This window comes from Actinoplanes auranticolor (assembly GCF_018332655.1).
In the GTDB taxonomy this organism is placed as follows: domain Bacteria; phylum Actinomycetota; class Actinomycetes; order Mycobacteriales; family Micromonosporaceae; genus Actinoplanes; species Actinoplanes auranticolor.
Genome location: NZ_BOQL01000065.1, coordinates 47,653 through 65,331, shown reverse-complemented (window position 1 = coordinate 65,331; position 17,679 = coordinate 47,653). Strand labels below are relative to the sequence as shown.

The window sequence follows — 17,679 nt, the reverse complement described above, 5'->3', positions numbered from 1 at the left end:
CGCCTCGCGGCCCGGGCCCGGCAGATGGTCGACCAGGGGACTGCTCTGGAAGCGGCCTGCCGGATCATCATCCTGGAAGACCGACTCGCAGAAACCCTTCACCACAACGAACTCCATCAGCGGCGAACAAACGCCGCCTGACGCGAAGCGCATCCGCGGAACCGTCCGTTGTGCAGCGCCCCTCGACGGTTCCGGCTCGGCCTAGGCCCGTTTGTGTTCCGTGCCGTCGACGAGAGCCTGCGCGAGCTCGGACAGCCGCTGGTTGCGGGTGACCAGCTTCTCGATCGCCTCGGCGACCTGATCGCTGGTGTGGACGACCTCGCGGGGGGAAGCGGCGAGCGTCACGGCGACCGCAGTGGCGTCCACACCGGCGACCACCATGCCGACGGCCCCGACGTCGCCCAAGGCACCGTCAAACCGCGAAGACCCACGCCTGACGGTGAAGACGCTGCTCGGGACCCTGGTGGCTGTCCGTCCGCCACCACCGCCAGGTCACCCGAACCGCTCACGCCGCTGCCGCACTGACGCCGTTCAGCCGTGATCGATGAGCTGCTCGGCGGGCAGCCGGGGCGTCTGCGCGGTTCCCGGATCGGCTGGGCCGGCGGTGCCGAGCCGCAGCACGAGGAACGGGAAGCCGACGCTGGCGATCATCGCGCGCATCGCCTGCCGGGCGGCGATGACCTCGATCGGGGCACTGTGCGGGACCACGGAGATGCCGTGTGCGGTGGCGGTCAGCCAACCAGCCGAAAGTGCCTCGCCGGCGCACAGCCAGCCGGCCGCTTCGTCGGTGTCGCCGTAGAGCATCACGAAGGTGGCCGCCTTGTCGTGGCCCGCGTTGACGGGCAGCTCACCGTGATGGCCGAAGTCGCGGCCCGGCACCGGGGTCCGGGTTGCTCTTTCGGGGATGGCGGCATCGGGTACGCCGGCACCTGCCGGCCGGTCACCTCCGGTCCAGTAAGCCAGTTCGTCCCGCCAGGCAGGATCGGCGGCCTCGCTGCGCTGAGCGTGGTCGGCGGCAGCGGCCAGCTCGAGGATCTGGTCGGGCCGCAGCGTGTGCAGGTGAGTGCCCTGCTCCTGGACGGCCGTCGTGATCGCGGCCAGGACTGCGGGCTGGACGCGTGTCCCGGCCACCGGGCGCCGGTCGGTGTGCCGTAACGCGATGTTCTGCAGGTGCGTCGTCGATGCCGGGTCGATTGGTGACCGGTGTTCGACGTGCAGGCGAGCGAGCAGGTCGGGTCCGCCGCCGGCCGGCATCCTGGTCACAGCGGCGTGCCAGCCCTGCGCGGCCAGCGCCACGCGGGCGTGGTGCAGGGCGACACCGCAGCTCAGCATGGCCAACCGTCCCTCGGGGTCGGTGACCGGCAGGATCCGGTCGCGGACGAGCCGCAGCTCGAGGGTCTCGGCGGTGAGCCGCCACCGCCACGGCTGGGTGTTGTGGATCGACGGGGCATATCCGGCGGCGGCGGCTGCTTCAGCCAGAGCGTGGGTGGCGATCTCCGGGTCGGTGGGGTGGGTCAGGGCGTCGATGTCCATGGTGGCATTCCTTTCGACGTCGATCAGGTGGCCGCGCAGGCGACGTGGTGCTCGGCACTTGTCGACATCTACTGAGGAGGACGCGTCCGTGTCGGCAACGATGACACCGGCGCCGCGGGATGGAGTCATGCCGCGGGGTCCAGGCGGCTGGAGAGCGTGTCAGTCGGCACGCTGAGCGGCGTCGAGATGCGAACGCCGACACCGACACTCTACGCCGATGTCGGTCACCCCTACGGTGACCAGTAATTTCACCCGTTTGGTGTATCGTTGTCAGGTCGGACAGTTTCTCGTTCCGCATCGCTGCTCCAGCCCCCGGCAGTCCTCTCAGTTCTGATCAGGTGCCCGGGAGCCGCTGTGGTCGAAGTGCATTGTCGCGTCGTGCGGCCGGTCAGCCGTGCCGTGCGTGTGGGCAGGTCGTTGTGACCGCGGTCGACCGGCGGGCACAGGCCCGGCCGCTGGAGTCCCCGTACCTCGTCCATGGCGTCCTGGACCGCAACGGCGTGGGAACGACCGTCATGACCGACGTGAGCATCGAGGCGATCGAGGTCGCGGTGCACGGCCAGTGGTCGCCTCGCGTGAGTGACACGGTGTCCGCCGCTCTGCCCTTGTGCCTGGCCGGACCGTCCTCCTCGATCATCGTCGATCTGCGCGATCTGGGGGACACCTACGGGGCGAGCCTGCCGTTCTGGCTGGCGCTGTGGCGGGAGGCCAGGCTCGCCGACGCGCCGATGAACATGACGTTCAGCTTGCCGGAGACGACGGCGTTGAGCCGGCGCCTCCGGAATCTCCGAGGGCCGCAACCACGGGTGTTCGCCACCGTGCTCGAGGCGCGGATGGGGATTGCCGCCCGGACGTCGCGGGCCGACCGTCTGCAGATCCGCCTGGAGCCTCGTCCGGCATCGGTCGCCGCCGCCCGCACCCTCGTCACGCAGGCATGCCGGCTCCAGAACCGGCCGGATGCGCTCCAGGACGCCTGCTTGATCGTGTCCGAGCTAGCGGCCAATGCGGTGGAGCATGCCTGCACCGACTTCATCGTCACCGTGTCACACCACGGCACCCGGCTGCACATGGCGGTTCATGACCGCGTCAGCAGGTTCTCACGCCGGAGCGGATCCGAACTCATCTGCCGGCAGGCCGCGCTCGAGGAACGACGACGAGGCCTGCCCCTGGTGCACATGATCGCCACCGCGTGGGGTGTCGTGCCGACGCGTCACGGCAAGGTGGTGTGGGCGACGGTGATGTGATCCCGGCGCGGTTGCGGCTCGTCATGGGCGAGGGGATGCGCGCGGCATTTCCATCAGCAACTCCACCCGTGTGCCGTGCATCGATGAGAACAACCGGACGGCCGTGCACACCGTGAAGGCCAGCCAGAGACCACGCCCGTCCACGGCTGCAGCATCGGGCCGCGGTGGGTGGTGGCGATCGATCCGGTCGGGCAGGCCCGGTCCGTCGTCGCTGATGAGGCAGGTGACACCGCGGCCGGTCAGGCTCAGACGGACGGTTCCGCTGCCAGCCGGCGACCGCCCGCCGCACCGACCCCAGAGCCTCGAGATCAAAAACTGAGTGGTACGACGCCAGAGGTGCGGGTTCCGTCCTCACGCGTTGTCCGAGGTGTCGCGCAGCACTGAAACGCCCGCCCGCGGCGGCCCACCAAGATCAAAGCCCTGGCGTACGCCGCCGACGGGTGTTCGCCGCAGACCGAGCGACTGTGCCGCGTCAGCGCTTGGTGGACAAGACGTTCGAGGAGTGCCCGTTCTGTTCCTCGCGCTTCAGGCGCTTCGCCGTCTGCTTCTCCTTGATCGTCTTGCCCTTCTTCTTGACGTTCGCCTTGGTCGTCGAGTCCTTGGACATGATCGAACCTCCTGGAACAGGTCGGTGAACGTGCAGCGTGGTACCCGCCTGACCGCGGCGTGCAGATGACGAAGACCCGCGACAGTCGCAAAGTCGTTCACTGCACGCTGACCCTACGCTTCTTGACCACAGCCGGGATGACCTGAAGCAGGCGTAGTCTCGTGGTTGTCGCTCCAGACCCCGGCGGCTCTGATTCCACGCCGGCGGACGCGACCACGAAAGAGCAGACATGATCATTTCCAAAGCCCAGGTGCTCAGCATCCTTCGCGAGCGCGGGCAGAACGCCCGGGCCGACTTCGTCGATCGCGAGCTGCCCGAACGCATCGACCCTGCCCAGCACGGGGGCCTGCTGGCCACACTGCATCTCGATCCGAGCAAGCTGGCAGCCGCTGATCCGGCGTGAGGGTCGCTCTCCCCGGCCCGGCCGCCCAAGCCGGCCCGAGAACGAGCACGGCGTGGGCGAGCAGGTATCAGACCTGTGGTGGTTACCTCGAGCTGGTGCCGAGGCAGGTGTAGCCCAGTGCCAGCGGTAGGACGGTGAACCCACCGCCCTGGTTGGTGCACACCTGGCGGGCCTCACCGAGGCGCTGCCTGCTGGAGGGAACGAGCAGGAACGCGCAGGCGTACCCCAGCGGGTTCACCGTAAGAGAGAGCGTCCCGCCGCTGGCCAGGCAGAGCGCGGACGCGTTGGTCATGCTCGAACCCGGGCCCGATGCCGGCGGGGTGCTCGTGTTCTCGCAGCTGGCATGGATATCGGGGTCCGGCGCCGGGCCCTGGCAGATGTCGGTACCGAGCCCGCCGTCGAGGCTGTCCTGGCTGCCGTCGTTGGAAGCGCCGGTCAGGGTGTCGTTGCCGTCGCTGCCGGAGATGGTGTCGATGCCCAGGCCGCCGGTGAGGGTGTCGTTGCCCGCCCCGCCGGTGATCGTGTCGTTGCCGTCGCCGCCGGTGATCGTGTCGTCGAAGGCTGTGCCGGTGATCGTGTCGTTGCCGCCGTTACCGTTGATCGTCTTTCCGGGGTCCGTTCCGCCGCAGTCGATCGTGTCGTTGCCGGGACTCCCGGTCACGGTCGTGTCAGTCTGTGTCACTCCGGGGCCGACGACGCAGGGGACGGCGGCGTAGGCCGCCGTGGCGCCGCTGAACAGCGCGATGGGCAGGACGATTGCCAGGGCCGCAGTGCCGGCGAGCATGCCGCTGCGAAGTCGATGGATCCGGTGGTGGTTCATGGTGGCGCCTCCAGTGCTGATCAGGTGCATGGATGGCCGCACGAACCGGTCGCGTGATGCTTCTGCGGCGAGACAAGAGATGTTCGGATCGCAGGGCGCAGCACACCGACAGGAAACGCTTGGGGTGTCTACAGAGGATTGATCCGCGAGAACCCTGGCCTTGGGCGATCGTGGATACGGCACGCCGCCTAGGTCTGGGGTAGCAAGACGTGACCCTACGCCTACTCTGGAGTGAACGCACCCTGAGCTTCCCCCGCGTCGATGGACCTTGCCGGCCCAGGCCTGCGGGGTGGCCGCGGTGGTCATCGGGCTTGTCGCCGCGTTCCAGGGGAAGGGGTCGGTCCTGCTCAGGCCGGTTCGCGCGACGCGGAATGCAGCCGGGGACCGAGGTTGGTGGGCATCAATGCGGCGCGCCGTCGGGTCCGAACACCGCGGCGGTCTCAGCGCGTACCCGTTGCTGCGCTTCCGGATGCATGGCGAGGTGGTGCAGCGCCCATGCGGCGGCGGCCGCGGTGGGTTCCTCCCCGGCGACGATCATGGTGAGCACGCTGCCCACCACGTCGTTCTCGCTGAGCGGGTCGTCGCCGTCGACGTCTGCCCCGGCGAGCGCGGTGAGGTAGTCGCGGGGCTCACCGCCGGCCGCCATCAGGCCCCTGGCCTCGGCGTAGCGGTCCAGGATCAAGGCGCGGGCCCGCGCGATGGCCGCGTCCGCTCGGCGGTCGGCCGGTAGCCGTAGGTACCTCCAGTACGGCACGGGGCTGTTCAGCCGGCGCCGCAGGGTTTCGAACACGAGCGCCAGGTGCAGGTCGTCGCCGGTGCGGCCGGCGACGCCGAGGTCGTGGTTCATGGTGACGCCGACGGCCGCCTCCAGCGTGTAGCGGGCCAGATCGTCGAGGACGTCTATCCGTTCGCCGCGGGCGGCCGCGGCACCCCAGCGGTCGGTGAGCCGCCCGGCCGACCGCAGGATCATGCTGAACGACTGCCGCAGGTATCTGGTGGACAGGCCGCGGGTGGCGATCCGGCGTAACCGGCGCCAATCGTCGCCCTCGGCGCTGAACAGGCCGTATCCGCCGAGCTCGTCGATCAGGTCGGACACGAACTGGCCCCGGCGGAACGCCTCGGGCCGGTCCCGCAGCACCGTTCGATGATCGCCGGCGCGAGGAGGATCAGGCCCGAACGGGCAGCCGTCGCCGGAGGAAGTTGGCGGGTGTGTCGCCGAACCGCCGCTTGAACGTCCGGATGAAGTGACTGCTGTCCGCGAACTGGTAACGGGCGGCCACTTGCGCCACGCTCGTGCGTCCCCGGCCGTCCACCAACGCCTGCCGGGCCTCCTCGAGCCGGCGGCGCCGGATGTAGCCGGCAAGGGACTCGCCGGTCCCGGCGAAGGCGCGTTGCAAGCTGCGTGAGGAGACGTGTAGCCGGCGGGCCACGTCCACCGGTGTCAGTTCCGGATCGGTAAGCCGAGCGTCGGTAAGCCCGCGCGCGGCCTGCACCAGAGCGGGGAAGAAGGCGGGCTCGGCGTCGTCCAGCTGCCGCGCGACGACGCCCTTGGCCAGCTCCATCAACGCAGCGTGGGCAGCCAGAGCCCCGGCCGGGCTCAGAGCCGCCAGGCCGGCGTGGACCAGCTGGGCGTGCGACATCAGCAGGCGCAGTTCCGGGCTGTCGCCGTGGCCGGCCCGGGCGCCGCGGCCGAGCAGCGGAGCCAGCACGTCGGCGGGGAACATGAGGATCCGCGCCGAGGTGTGGGGCAGGGACCGGAAGGCGGCCTGCCCGGTGACGTGCTGCAGCAGAAAATCCCCGCTACGCAACGGGTGCTCGCCCCGGCCGAGCGGATCGTCCAGCACCCACGCGCCGCGCTGTACCACGTACAGGCGCACGAGCCGCTCTCCGGCAGCCTGCCCAGCGGTCACCGTGGAGGTTCGCATCGGCGAGGCGACAGTGAGGTCGGTCAGCGCGACGTCGAACAAGCGACCCGCGCTGACCTGACCGCTCATAGCGGCGCCCGTCCCGGCCGTGAAGCGGGGCAGAGGGAACCGCTCGCCGATCTCACGCCGCCATCCGCGCGTGAACGCCTCCCACATCGGCTGCCCGGCGCCGGTCACGGCGGTGTCGAGGGAGAAGCCCCCCAGCTCGCGTTCCATCGTCGTGACTGTAGATGGCGTACGGATTCCAGCTCCTGTCGCCCGTGATCAACCGCCCGGACCGTCCCCGCACTTACCGTGGCTGTGACATCGCTACGTAAGGAGCTCCCCTTCATGGCCGCAGATATCGCCGAAGGCCCTGTGACCCTGCTCGTGACGGTCCGGGTACGCGCGGACGGCATGACAACCCTGCGCGAAGAACTCCGCAAGGTCGTCACGGCTACCCGCCAGGAGGACGGCTGCCTGATCTACGAGGTGCACGAATCCGCCTCGGAGCCCGGCGAGATCGTCTTCTACGAGCGGTGGGCGTCTCCCGCCCTCCTGGCCCGCCACCAAGCGCAGGACTTCATGGCCGGCTTCGCCGAGACGGTCACCCCCTATCTGCTGGGCGAGCCCGACACCGTCGTTCTCAAACCCCTGCCCTGACCCGGCAGCTGTTTGGCGGACGCCCCTCTTTTCCGACTTGACGGGCTCTCTATCGGGAGACAGGGGTCTAGAGTGGACGCGTGCTGGGAGTAGTCGCGGCCGCGCTTGGCGGTCCAGAGGTATTACAGGTGACCGAGCTGCCCGAGCCGGAAGCGGGACCCGGGCAGGTTGTGGTCCGGATCCGCGCGGTCTGTGTGCACCCGGCTGACGTCGCCGCCACCACGGGAGAGATTCCTCGCGGGCCGGTTCAGCCGCCGTTCTCGCCCGGGTGGGACATCGCCGGCGAGGTGGCCTCGGTCGGCCCCGACACGGCTGAATTCGCGGTGGGCGATCGTGTCGTCGGGATGATTCCGTGGTACCTGACCCGCGGTGCACCGGGTGGCTACGCCGAGTTCGTGGCGGCCGACACGGACTGGTTGGTGCGGTTGCCGGACGGGCTCGACTTCGTGTCCGCAGCCACGGTGCCGCTCAACGCCCAGACCGCACACCAGGGGCTGTCACTGGTGTCCTTGGCCATGCTTCCGGCCGGCAGCAGCATCCTGGTCACCGGGGCCAGCGGCGGTGTCGGCGGCTTCGCCGCCCAGCTTGCCGTTCAGAGCGGCTACCGCGTCCTGGCGCAGGCCAGCCACGACGATGAGCAATGGGTGCACGATCTCGGCGCTCACGAGGTGGTTTCCCGTTCGGTCGACCTGTCCACGGTGGGGCCGGTGGCAGCGGTGTTCGACGCGATCCCCCTCGGCGAGGCGGCGGCCGCTGCCGTCGAGGACAGGGGAGTCGTGGTCGTGACCCGGCCCACGCCGGCCATCGTTCCGGCACGTGGTGTGCGCCAAGAGCTGCAACTGATCCGGCTCGAGCGCGAGCTGTTGGCCGACCTGGTGGGGCAGGTGGCGACGGGACGGCTGCGCACGCGCGTGGCGGTCACGATGCCGTTGACCGAAGCGGCCGACGCCCACCGGCGGGTGCTGGCCGGTGGCCTGCGCGGAAAGGTCGTTCTGACGGTGGGCTGACGGGGAGCGTGGCGGCCGTCAGCTCGCGCGTTCACCGGTTGGTGGAGGACGTCCGGTCCAGGTACGGATCGGCTTCGGTTCGGACCGTGAGACAGTTCTTGGGGATCGTGTCGACCATCGTGCCGGCGCCGTTCAGGCATCGGTAGCGGACCAGAGCTGCCCATTCGCAGGCGCTCTCGACCACTCCCGCACGACGGGCACCACTCCGGTGCACCCATACCGGGTCGCCCGGCCGGCACGCCACTCCAGATCCCGAGAGGGTCGGTTCCGGCGGAGACCCGGGGGTCGCGGCCGGCTCGTACGTCTCGGTGTGGTCGCCGCTCTCCGTGGCCACGACCCAGGTGATCCCGGCCTTGTCGGTGGTGCTCGCGTGCCGCTTGGCGCTGAACATCGCCTGGTCCGCACGGCGCAGCAGGTCGGGAAGGTCGGCGGAGGGCCCAGCCGGTACGACGCCGATCGAGGCGGTGACGGACAGGGTGTGGCCCTGCACGTCCATCGGCGGTGCGATCGCGGCGCTCAGCGAGCCGGCCACCTCATGCCACCACGCCTCCGGAACGTCGGCGCGCGGGGCGCGCGGCAGCGCGGCGAACTCGTCGCCGCCGAACCGGGCCACCAGATGATCGCCGAGGCAGGCGGCCATCCGCCGGGCGACCACGCAGAGGACCTCGTCGCCGGCATCGTGCCCGTACGTGTCGTTGATCGGCTTGAATCCATTGAGGTCGAGGATCAGGACGGCCGACGGGCAATCGTCGCCGCGGAGCAGCTCCGGGGCGAGCGCGTGGAAGAGGCGGCGGTTGGCGAGTCCGGTGAGCTCGTCATGGTCGGCCATCCACCGGAGCGAGGCGCGCTCCTGCTCCAGCTGCTGAACGTGCGCCGCGAGCTGATCGATGCGGGCCTGGAGGCGGGCGGTTGCGGGCTCAGACCGCAGCTGAGCGTCATCCGGTAGAACACCGCCCGTGTCGGCGGCAGGTTCGAGGATCCGCATCGGCCGTCCTCTCAAGACTGCGGCGGACCAGCGGGAGCTGTCGAGTCGACGGCGAGGCATCGCCGAGCGCCACAATGGAATCATGGCAGCCGGCCGGGGTGCGTGCAAGATTTCACGTCGACAACTGTCACGGTGACGTGATGCATCCACAGCAGGTTTCGGCTACTTTAGGTACGTGCACTTTCATGGTGAAAGAGTCGTCCTTGGACCTGAAGCACTGATTTCGCACTCCAGGCCGGCGCTGAGAGGCACACCGGGCCTCTGGGTCGGTGGCAAGCTGATGACCCACAGTAAGCAACTCCAGAAGGAGGGGCACTGATGAGTGGCGAAAGCGGTTGGATCATTTCCAGCAGATCGACCGGCAACGGAGGCAGCTGCGTCGAGGCGCGCCGCCAGGACGGCCTCATCGAGGTCCGCAACAGCAAGGCCCGCGAGGCCGGCACCGTGGTGTTCACGGTCGAGGAGTGGGACTCGTTCCTGTTCGGTGCCAAGCGCGGCGAGTTCGACCAGCTCTTGACCGACTGATCGCGGCGGACCTCGGCAACCAGATCAGTTCGTCAGCGGAACTCTCCGACCGGTACGGAATCTTTGCTGATGAGATCGAAGACCCGCCGGTATTCGTCGACCTCGACCTGCTCCTCCAGGTAGAGCGCACCGACGTGGGATTCGAGGTAGACCACGTCCGGATCGTCCGGGTCGTCGAACTCCAGGATCCGGAAGGCGCCGGCCATCGCCGCGTGCGCCCCGGCCGAGAACGGCAGCACCCGGATGTCGACCGTATCCTCTCGGGACAGCCGCCGTAGATGCTCGAGCTGCCCCTTCATCACCTGCTCGCCGCCGACCATCCGGGTCAACGTCCCCTCGCCGAGCACCGTCACGAGGCGGACCGGCGGGTTGCGGGCGAAGAGCGTTTTCTGCCGCTGCATGCGGAGCTTGATGTGGCGCTCGGCGATCTCCGAGTCGGCCGGCTGCTCAGCGCCGAAGACGGCTCGTGCGTACTCCGGGGTCTGCAGCTCGCCGGGGACGACCTCGCCGTCGTACCCGAACATCCGGGACGCGGACGCCTCCAGCCCGACGTACAGCTTGAACCAATCGGGGATCACCGGGCTGGCGTCCCACCACTCCTGCTGTGACGTGCCCAGCGCGAGGTCGGCAAGCGCGTCAGTGATGCTCTGGTCGGCACCGTAGAGCCAGCAGAGCGCGCGCACGTTGGCCCCGGTGACCGGCACCTTGCCCGTCTCGATGCGGTGCAGCGTCGGTTCCGAGATGCCCAGCCGCGCTTCCACCACGTCACGGCGGCTCATCCCGGACGCCGTGCGCAGGCGCGTCAACCGCCGCCCCAACGCCCGTCGCACGACGCGTTGGCCTGTGACCGGCACCCTTACCTCCGCCTTGCCAACCCCTGTGGACGGTGACGCCGACCACCGTACCCGCAACGCCGCGTTGTCAACAGGCGACCCGGCGCGGTGAGCTCGCTGGACGTGGCAGCGGCGTCCGAAATACCGGGGCTGTGGCTGCGTGCCCCTCGGGGCAAGGGTTCTGCCTAGATGGTCCCGAAACGACCGGATGAGACTGCGGCGCCGACCGGCCGACGTAGCGTCACGGCGTGGTTGACGAACACGCAGCGATGTCCGATGTGGCGTCGGCGCCGGGAGCTTGGCCACTGATCGGCCACCTGGTACCGCTCATGCGCGACCGGCTCGCGTTCCTCCGGCGGTTGCACCATTACGGCGACCTGGTCCGCGTGCACATCGGGCCGTGGCGGGCGCTGGTCGTCACGAGCGCCGAGCTGACCGGAGAAATGCTGGTCGCCGACCGGGTCTTCGACAAGGGCGGCTATCTGTTCGACCGCATCCGGGAGACCGGTGGCAACGGGCTGGTCAGCTGCCCGCACCGCGACCACAGGCGGCAACGGCGCCTCGTGCAGCCGGCTTTTCACCGCGACCGGTTGCCGGGATACCTGCGGATGATGAGCAGGCAGATCGACGTGGTCCTCGCGGGCTGGCGGGACGGCGAGACCGTCGACGTCCGTACCGACATGCAGGCGATCACCGCCCGCACGCTGCTACCCCGGGGCCTGCCGCCCGCCGTGATGGAGCAGATGTTCACCGACATGCACGTGATCCTGGCCGGGGTGACGTGGCGGGCGATCGTACCGAAGCGCCTGGACCGGGTGCCGACACCGGCCAACCGGCGTTATCGCCGGGCGCAGGAACGGCTGCGCGCCATCGTCGCCGGCCTCGTCGCCGAGCACCGCTCACGGGAGACCGACCACGACGACCTGCTGTCCGGTCTGCTGTCCTCCTATGACCCCGACGGTCTCACCGAGGACGAGATTCATGACCAGGTGCTGACGTTCCTGCTGGCCGGGACGGAAACGACGGCGAACGTGGTCAGCTGGGCCCTGCACCTGCTGGCCGGGCACCCCGACATCGAGCGGCGCCTGCGCGCCGAGGCGGTGGAGGTGGTCGGAGACGGCGAGGTCACGGTGGCGGACCTGTCGCGGCTGGCGGTGTGCCGCCAGGTGGTGCTGGAGACGATGCGGCTGTATCCGCCCGTTCCTTTCCTGACCCGGCTGACCACCGAGGACACGGAGTTGGGCGGGCATCCCGTACCCGCCGGCACGACGATCGCCTACAGCCCGTACGCGGTCCAGCGCCAGGCCGCGCACTTCCCGGACCCGGACGACTTCCGTCCCGGGAGATGGGCGGAACACGCGGACCCGCTGCGGCCGCCACGCGGTCCTTTCCTCGCCTTCGGTGGCGGCGCCCGGCGATGCGTCGGTGACGTGCTCGGCCTGGCCGAGGCGACGCTGATGGTGTCGGCCATCGTCCGCCGGTGGTCACTGCGGCCGGTGCCGGGCCCGCCCGTCCGCCCCGCGGTGAGCCTGGTGCTGACCCCACGGGCGCTGCGTATGCGTCTGCACGCCGCCGACCCCGAAGGAGCAGCCGCATGACCGCACGGCCGATGGAGACGCCTACGGACGGCGATCTCTGGTTCTACCCGAGTGTCCTGGAGCACGACCTGCGCGGGACCGGCCTGTCGGACGAGATCATCGCCGAGACGCTCGCCTGTGCGTGGGAGTACACCAGGTGCGTGATCCCGCAGTTCACCAACTGGGAGCGCTACGTCGCCTTCACCCGGATCATCATCATCGGGATCATCGCGGAGTTCCGCGGCTCGCTCGTCGAGATCACCACCGGCGGCGAAGTCCTGGGGTACGACCTCGACGAGCTGCTCGACACGGTCTTCGCCGGCACCCCGGGCCACCGGGAGATGGCGCGGGAGTACCGGACGTTCCTGCTGATCACCGCGGACAAGTCCAGCGACCGGCGCGACTCGGAGCTGTTCCGCCGGTACGTGAACGCGCTGGCCCGCTCGCCGCGGGACTGGTTCCGGCTGCGCGACTGCGACGCGCTGGCCCGCTTCACCATCGCCGCCGCCCTGGCCTGCAACGACCTCGACGACACCTGGTTCGGCGAGGAGGAGTTCGAGATCCTCACCGAGCTCGGCGACACGCTGTACGACGCGGTCGCGTACCACAAGCATCGGGCCGAGGGCGAGACCAACAGCACCTTCGCGTACGCCGGGCACGAGCTGCGCAACGAGTCCTTCCGGCGCGCTCGCGAGGTCCTGTGGGCACTGGACGTTGCCTGGGCGACATCGCCGGCACACCGCTGCGCGGTCAACTTCCTGCGTTACTTCGGCGGCCCGATCCACATGATGATGCGCCGGTACCGCTTCACGGAGGACGGCCTGACGGTGGGGTTGCCGGAGACCCCGCACGTGGTGGCCGAGACCCGCCGGAACGTCAAACTGTGGAACCGGATCGACGCGACCGGCCGCAGCACCAGCGACACGCGCTACACCGGCGTGATCGCGCGCAGCGGCGAACTGATGTTCCCCGGGCTTGCGGACATGCTGGAGAAGTCCGGTGAACCGCATTGCGTCCAGTGCCGCTATCGAGCCTCGTACGGGGCCGAGGGATCCAGTCGCTTCGGCGGCGTCGACCTCTGTCACGGATGCCGCACCGCGTGGCAGAGCTATCTTGCCGACCTGCCGGCGCGGGCCGCCGAGGTATTCCCCTTCCTGCGGTCCGGCCGGAGGAGGATCCATGCCGCCGATTGACCGGTTCATCAAGGACCACGCGATCGAGACCGTGGAACTGGCGGTGGTGGACACGCACGGCGCGATCCGGGGCAAACGCATACCCGCGGCTGTGTTCCAGCAGACTTCCCAGTTCGCGATGTCGTCCGGGTACTTCTGTCTCGACTACGGCCTCGGCGTGCTCTCCGCCGGCGAGTACAGCTGGGCGAGTGGCTATCCGGACGTCTTCCTGGTGCCCGACCCGGACACCGTACGGCTGGTGCCCTGGCGCCCGGGAACAGCGCTGGTGTTCTGCACTGTCGTGGACCGGGCCGGTCATCCCGTCCCGCTCGACCCGCGCCTGATCCTCAGCCGGGCGGAGACCGAGGCCCGGCAGGCGGGGTACGACGCGCGCTTCGGTCTCGAGACGGAGTTCTATCTGCTCGACCCCGGAACGCTCCGCCCCCGGCATCCGCGCATCCCCATCTACAGCCTGCACGACGACTCCTACCTGTGGCCGGTGCTCCGGGACATCCAGTCGGCGCTGCTGGCCGCGGGCGTCGCGGTGGAGGCCAGCGGAGCGGAGTACGGCGCCGGCCAGGTGGAGATCAACCTGGGCCAGTCCACGCCGCTGGCCGCGGCCGACGACCTGCTGTTCTTCCGCTACGCCGTCAAGCAGATCGCGGCCGCGCACGGCTATCTGGCCACTTTCATGGCCAAGCCGTGGGCGGAGTCGTCCGGCAGCGGCCTGCACGTCCACCAGAGCCTGCGCAGCCGGGAGACCGGTCGCAATGTGTTCTGGGACGCGGAATCCGGCGAACTCAGCATGCAGGCGCGGTGGTATCTGGGCGGGCTGATGCATCACGCCGCCGAGACGAGTTACGTCGCCGTGCCGACGCCCAACGGCTACAAACGGTCGGCCACCTATTCGTTCGCACCCACGCACGTGACGTGGGGGTACGACCACCGCTCCGTCGCCCTGCGGGCGCTGGTGCACGGGGACAGCGGAACACGGCTGGAGCACCGGGTGGCGGCGGCCGACGCCAACCCGTACTTCCTGGTCGCCACCCAGCTGCTCGCCGGCCTGGCCGGCCTGGAGAAGCAACTGGAACCGCCACCCGCCGTCACGAGCGACGTGTACGCGGCAACCGACGCCGACCCGCTGCCGGGGAACGTGTCGGAGGCCCTGGCCCTGCTCAGCGGCAGCACCTTTGCGCGGACGGCGCTGGGTGACCAGGTGACTGACCTGTTGTGCCAGCTGGGCCGGGCGGAGCAGGCGGCCGCCGACGCCGAGGTGTCCGGCTGGGAGCGCAGCCGTTACCTCGAATCTGTCTGACCTACGAAAGGGGCTCGCTTCCATGTGCGGTGTCGTCGGCTTCCTCAACAGCCGAAAGCGCAGGGACGACCGGATCACCAGCCTGCGCCGGGGCCTCCGTGGCATCGCCCATCGCGGCCCGGACGAGGCGGGCATCTACGACGACGACGAGTTCACCCTCGGGACGGTCCGGCTGTCGGTCATCGACCCCATGCTCGGCAAGCAACCGATGGTCACAGCCGACGAACGATTCGTGCTGGGCTTCAACGGAGAGATCTTCAACTATCTGGAGCTCCGGCAGGAGTTGGTGGCGCAGGGCGTCACCTTCGCCACGAACTCCGACACGGAAGTGCTGCTGCACAGCCTCGCCACCTGGGGTGAGGCCGCCCTCGACCGGCTCAACGGCCAGTTCGCCTTCGCCTTCTACGACCGGCAACGCCGTGAACTGCTGTTGGGGCGTGACCCGTTCGGAGAACGCCCGCTGTTCTACACCGAGCAGAACGGCGCCTTCCTCTTCGCCTCTGAGATCAAGGGGCTGTTCGCGTTCCCCGAAGTGCACCGTGAGCTGTCCGTCGAGGGCGTCCGGGCCAATGGCCGGTTCTGGACACCGGTGCCGGGCGAATCGTGTTTCACCGGGGTGCGCAGCCTTCCGCCTGGTCACACTCTGCGCGTCGGGCCCGGCGGGACGGTGCTGTCGGCCTACTTCGAGATCCCGATCGACCGTGGCGACCGCGGCCGGACGGAGCTGTCGTTCACCGACGCGAAGGCGGCGTTGCGCGACAAACTCGACGAAGCGGTCCGGTTCCGGCTGCGGGGGGACTACCCGCGCGGCGCGTTCCTCAGCGGCGGCCTCGACTCCAGCATCGTCGCCTGGATCGCCCGGCAGCACATCACCGGCGATCTGCCGACCTTCTCCATCACCGTGCCGGACTCGTGGGCCGACGAATCGGCGTACCAGAAGATCATCGCGGCGAAGCTGGGCACCCGGCACTCGTCCGTCGTGGCCACCGGCCGGGACATCCGCGAGCGGTTCCCCAATCTCGTCCGCAAGTGCGAGTCGCTGCTGCACTTCGCCGCACCGGTCGCCGTCGAGATGCTGGCCGAGCACGTGGGGCAGAGCGGGGTCCGGATCGTGCTCGGCGGGGAGGGCGCCGACGAGGCGTTCTTCGGGTACGACATCCTCAAGGAGGCCACCGTCCTGGATTCCTGCCTGGCCGGCGGGTTCACGGCGGAGCAGGAGAAGCTGCTGGGCTCCGGCCTGGCCGACGTCCTGCTCACCGATCCCACGACACCGGCCGCGATCCTGCGCTTCTTCGAGGACCGTGCCGGCCGGCAAACGCCGGTAATGGGGGCGCACCTGCGCCGGTTCGAGGCCGAGCTGTATCCCGGCCTGCTGCGGGCCAGGAACGGCGTCGCCGACGATGACCGGCGACTGGCCGACTTCGCGCGCTCCCGCATCACCGGCTTCGACGACCTGGACACGGTCGGCCGCTCCCAGTGGCTGGACTACCAGACACTGCTGAGCGGGTACGGGATGACCTGCCTCGCCGACCGTCCCGGCGCGGGGTGCCGCATCGAATCGCGATACCCCTTCGTGGATCGTTCGGTCGTCGCCTTCGCGGCCGGTCTGCCCCGCGAGTGGAAGCTGCGCGGATTGACCAGGGAGAAGCACATTCTTCGCGAGGCGTACGCGGACGTTCTGCCCGAGGAGATCCGTGACCGGCCGAAGTTCGGGATGCGGATCCCCGGGGCCGAGCATCTCCTGCCCACCGGCACGGGGGACTGGGTGGACGACATCCTCTCGCCGCGCCGGGTGCGCGACTGCGGCGTGCTCGACGCCGCCGGGGTGCAGCGGCTGGTCGCCCACGTCGGCTCCTTCGCCGGGGGACAAGTTCCGTTCCCCTACAACCACGCCTACCTGCAGGTGCTCAGCACGCTGCTGCTGCAGGAGAGTCTGGTCGACAATGTCGAGGTGCCGGAGGTCGACATCGACCGGATGCTCCTCCGGCAGTTCGACGGCACGGGCGGGGCGCTGATCCGCCGATGAAGCCGGGCACGGGGACGGGCGCGGAGCAGTACGACTCGATCGGCGCGCGCTTCGAGGAGTCGAAGTCGACGGCCGCCTTCTCCGCCGCGGACACGTTCACGCTGCGCGGCGCCCTCGGTGAGGTCACCGGTCTGGCCGCCCTCGACCTCGCCTGCGGGTACGGCTACAACACCCGGCTGCTGGCCGCACGCGGGGCCCGGCCCGTCGTGGGCGTCGACGTCTCCGTGGAGATGATCCGCCTCGCCGAGAAGAACGAGGCCGGGTCGCCGATGGGCATCGACTACGTCGTCGCGGATGTGGCGGACCTGCCGTCCCTGCGACGGTTCGACCTCGCCACCGCGATCTACCTGTTCAATTACGCACCCACCCGCGCGGCGCTGGACTCCATGTTCCGCGGCATTCGCGCCAACCTCGCCGACCACGGCCGCCTGCTGGCCATCGTGGCCAACCCCACGCCGTTCCCGGAGGCCAACTATGACGAGTTCGGCCTGCGCATCCTCGAACGCGTTCCCGGCCGGGAGGTCCCGCTGATCCGTCAGGAGTTCACCACCGACCCGCCCACACCCCTGGAGGACTACGAGTGGCAACTCGCCGACTACGAGGGCGCCGCGAGGCGGGCCGGCTTCGACACCGTCCAATGGTCACCGATCCGCACGCCGCCACCCGACCGTGAACGCGACGAGGCCTTCTGGCGCAGATACCGGCGACACCCGGTCAGTTCCCTGATGACGTGTGTGGTCCACGGTGATCCGGATCGCTGAGATCGCTGGAAACTCAGCCTGTCGTTGCACTGGTCTGCCGACGGCTCACCCAGAGGCGACCGACTACCACCGGGCTGATCTACTTTTCGTATGGGCAGCTCGTACATGGACTACCGGGAGTCGGGTTTCTCGGCTTCATGGGATGCGTGTCGTTCTGCCTGGATAACCATCTCGGAACGGAGCCCGACCGTGTCGCGGTTGGGTAGCGTGGTCTGAACAGGCTGGGGAAGCGCTCTCCAGCAGCGATGAAGAGATCCGCCCGCTGAGTCGCCTGGTCGTCGCCATGGCCCGTCTGCCGACAGCA

18 protein-coding genes and 1 pseudogene are annotated in these 17,679 nt (G+C 69.4%); 11 read left to right on the top strand and 8 right to left on the bottom strand.

Going from position 1 to position 17,679, the window contains the following annotated elements:
- A pseudogene (locus Aau02nite_RS46900) lies at positions 1 to 141 on the top strand (MerR family DNA-binding transcriptional regulator); the annotation flags it as partial.
- A 60-nt stretch (positions 142 to 201) separates the two neighbouring features.
- On the opposite strand, the gene Aau02nite_RS36600 reads toward Aau02nite_RS46900, so the two are convergent.
- Entirely contained in the window at positions 202 to 405 is a 204-nt protein-coding gene (locus tag Aau02nite_RS36600; protein ID WP_212993212.1) for a hypothetical protein, read from the bottom strand.
- A 126-nt stretch (positions 406 to 531) separates the two neighbouring features.
- Positions 532 to 1,533: an Acg family FMN-binding oxidoreductase gene (locus Aau02nite_RS36595; RefSeq protein WP_212993211.1), complete on the bottom strand. Its 1,002-nt coding sequence runs from the start codon at positions 1,531 to 1,533 to the stop codon at positions 532 to 534.
- Between the two features lie 419 nt (positions 1,534 to 1,952).
- Here Aau02nite_RS36595 and Aau02nite_RS36590 point away from each other — a divergent pair, with 419 nt between their 5' ends.
- Positions 1,953 to 2,777 (top strand): ATP-binding protein, encoded by an 825-nt coding sequence (locus Aau02nite_RS36590; RefSeq protein ID WP_212993210.1) that lies wholly within the window; start codon positions 1,953 to 1,955, stop codon positions 2,775 to 2,777.
- Between the two features lie 472 nt (positions 2,778 to 3,249).
- Here the strand turns inward: Aau02nite_RS36590 and Aau02nite_RS47550 are convergent, their stop codons facing one another.
- The gene (locus tag Aau02nite_RS47550) at positions 3,250 to 3,384 is read right to left on the bottom strand and encodes a hypothetical protein (protein WP_281421124.1); all 135 of its coding nucleotides are present in this window, start codon (positions 3,382 to 3,384) and stop codon (positions 3,250 to 3,252) included.
- A 229-nt stretch (positions 3,385 to 3,613) separates the two neighbouring features.
- Between Aau02nite_RS47550 and Aau02nite_RS36585 the strand changes: the two genes are divergently transcribed.
- Entirely contained in the window at positions 3,614 to 3,787 is a 174-nt protein-coding gene (locus tag Aau02nite_RS36585) for a hypothetical protein (RefSeq protein WP_212993209.1), read from the top strand.
- A gap of 82 nt (positions 3,788 to 3,869) precedes the next feature.
- Here the strand turns inward: Aau02nite_RS36585 and Aau02nite_RS36580 are convergent, their stop codons facing one another.
- The 3 genes from Aau02nite_RS36580 to Aau02nite_RS36570 all read right to left on the bottom strand — a co-directional run bounded on the left by Aau02nite_RS36580 (position 3,870) and on the right by Aau02nite_RS36570 (position 6,748).
- Positions 3,870 to 4,607, bottom strand: coding sequence for a calcium-binding protein (locus Aau02nite_RS36580; RefSeq protein ID WP_212993208.1), 738 nt, complete (start codon positions 4,605 to 4,607; stop codon positions 3,870 to 3,872).
- A 400-nt stretch (positions 4,608 to 5,007) separates the two neighbouring features.
- Positions 5,008 to 5,745, bottom strand: a complete 738-nt coding sequence (locus tag Aau02nite_RS36575; protein WP_212993207.1) for a cytochrome P450 — start codon at positions 5,743 to 5,745, stop codon at positions 5,008 to 5,010.
- A gap of 28 nt (positions 5,746 to 5,773) precedes the next feature.
- Positions 5,774 to 6,748 (bottom strand): helix-turn-helix domain-containing protein, encoded by a 975-nt coding sequence (locus tag Aau02nite_RS36570; protein WP_212993206.1) that lies wholly within the window; start codon positions 6,746 to 6,748, stop codon positions 5,774 to 5,776.
- A gap of 114 nt (positions 6,749 to 6,862) precedes the next feature.
- Between Aau02nite_RS36570 and Aau02nite_RS36565 the strand changes: the two genes are divergently transcribed.
- Positions 6,863 to 7,174, top strand: coding sequence for a putative quinol monooxygenase (locus Aau02nite_RS36565; RefSeq protein ID WP_212993205.1), 312 nt, complete (start codon positions 6,863 to 6,865; stop codon positions 7,172 to 7,174).
- A gap of 128 nt (positions 7,175 to 7,302) precedes the next feature.
- Positions 7,303 to 8,181, top strand: coding sequence for an NADP-dependent oxidoreductase (locus Aau02nite_RS36560; protein ID WP_246595708.1), 879 nt, complete (start codon positions 7,303 to 7,305; stop codon positions 8,179 to 8,181).
- 31 nt (positions 8,182 to 8,212) lie between these two features.
- On the opposite strand, the gene Aau02nite_RS36555 is transcribed toward Aau02nite_RS36560, so the two are convergent.
- Positions 8,213 to 9,166 carry a GGDEF domain-containing protein gene (locus tag Aau02nite_RS36555; protein WP_212993203.1) on the bottom strand — a complete coding sequence of 318 codons (954 nt, stop codon included), beginning with the start codon at positions 9,164 to 9,166 and terminating at the stop codon, positions 8,213 to 8,215.
- Positions 9,167 to 9,484: 318 nt separating this feature from the next.
- Between Aau02nite_RS36555 and Aau02nite_RS36550 the strand changes: the two genes are divergently transcribed.
- Positions 9,485 to 9,691 (top strand): DUF397 domain-containing protein, encoded by a 207-nt coding sequence (locus tag Aau02nite_RS36550; RefSeq protein WP_212993202.1) that lies wholly within the window; start codon positions 9,485 to 9,487, stop codon positions 9,689 to 9,691.
- Between the two features lie 32 nt (positions 9,692 to 9,723).
- Here the strand turns inward: Aau02nite_RS36550 and Aau02nite_RS36545 are convergent, their stop codons facing one another.
- A complete protein-coding gene (locus Aau02nite_RS36545; RefSeq protein WP_281421125.1) occupies positions 9,724 to 10,521 on the bottom strand; it encodes a helix-turn-helix domain-containing protein in 798 nt (265 codons plus the stop codon).
- Between the two features lie 251 nt (positions 10,522 to 10,772).
- On the opposite strand from Aau02nite_RS36545, the gene Aau02nite_RS36540 reads away from it, so the two are divergent.
- From Aau02nite_RS36540 to Aau02nite_RS36520, 5 genes are read left to right on the top strand one after another with little or no spacing between them, the layout of a single operon-like run.
- Positions 10,773 to 12,122: a cytochrome P450 gene (locus tag Aau02nite_RS36540; protein WP_212993200.1), complete on the top strand. Its 1,350-nt coding sequence runs from the start codon at positions 10,773 to 10,775 to the stop codon at positions 12,120 to 12,122.
- Positions 12,119 to 13,294 carry a hypothetical protein gene (locus Aau02nite_RS36535; protein WP_212993199.1) on the top strand — a complete coding sequence of 392 codons (1,176 nt, stop codon included), beginning with the start codon at positions 12,119 to 12,121 and terminating at the stop codon, positions 13,292 to 13,294. Before Aau02nite_RS36540 ends, Aau02nite_RS36535 begins: the two co-directional genes overlap by 4 nt.
- Complete coding sequence (locus Aau02nite_RS36530; protein WP_212993198.1) at positions 13,281 to 14,588, top strand: glutamine synthetase family protein; 1,308 nt, start codon at positions 13,281 to 13,283, stop codon at positions 14,586 to 14,588. Before Aau02nite_RS36535 ends, Aau02nite_RS36530 begins: the two co-directional genes overlap by 14 nt.
- A gap of 22 nt (positions 14,589 to 14,610) precedes the next feature.
- Positions 14,611 to 16,614, top strand: coding sequence for an asparagine synthase (glutamine-hydrolyzing) (gene asnB, locus Aau02nite_RS36525; protein ID WP_212993197.1), 2,004 nt, complete (start codon positions 14,611 to 14,613; stop codon positions 16,612 to 16,614).
- Positions 16,611 to 17,375: a class I SAM-dependent methyltransferase gene (locus tag Aau02nite_RS36520; protein WP_212993196.1), complete on the top strand. Its 765-nt coding sequence runs from the start codon at positions 16,611 to 16,613 to the stop codon at positions 17,373 to 17,375. Before asnB ends, Aau02nite_RS36520 begins: the two co-directional genes overlap by 4 nt.
- Positions 17,376 to 17,679 lie beyond the last annotated feature (304 nt).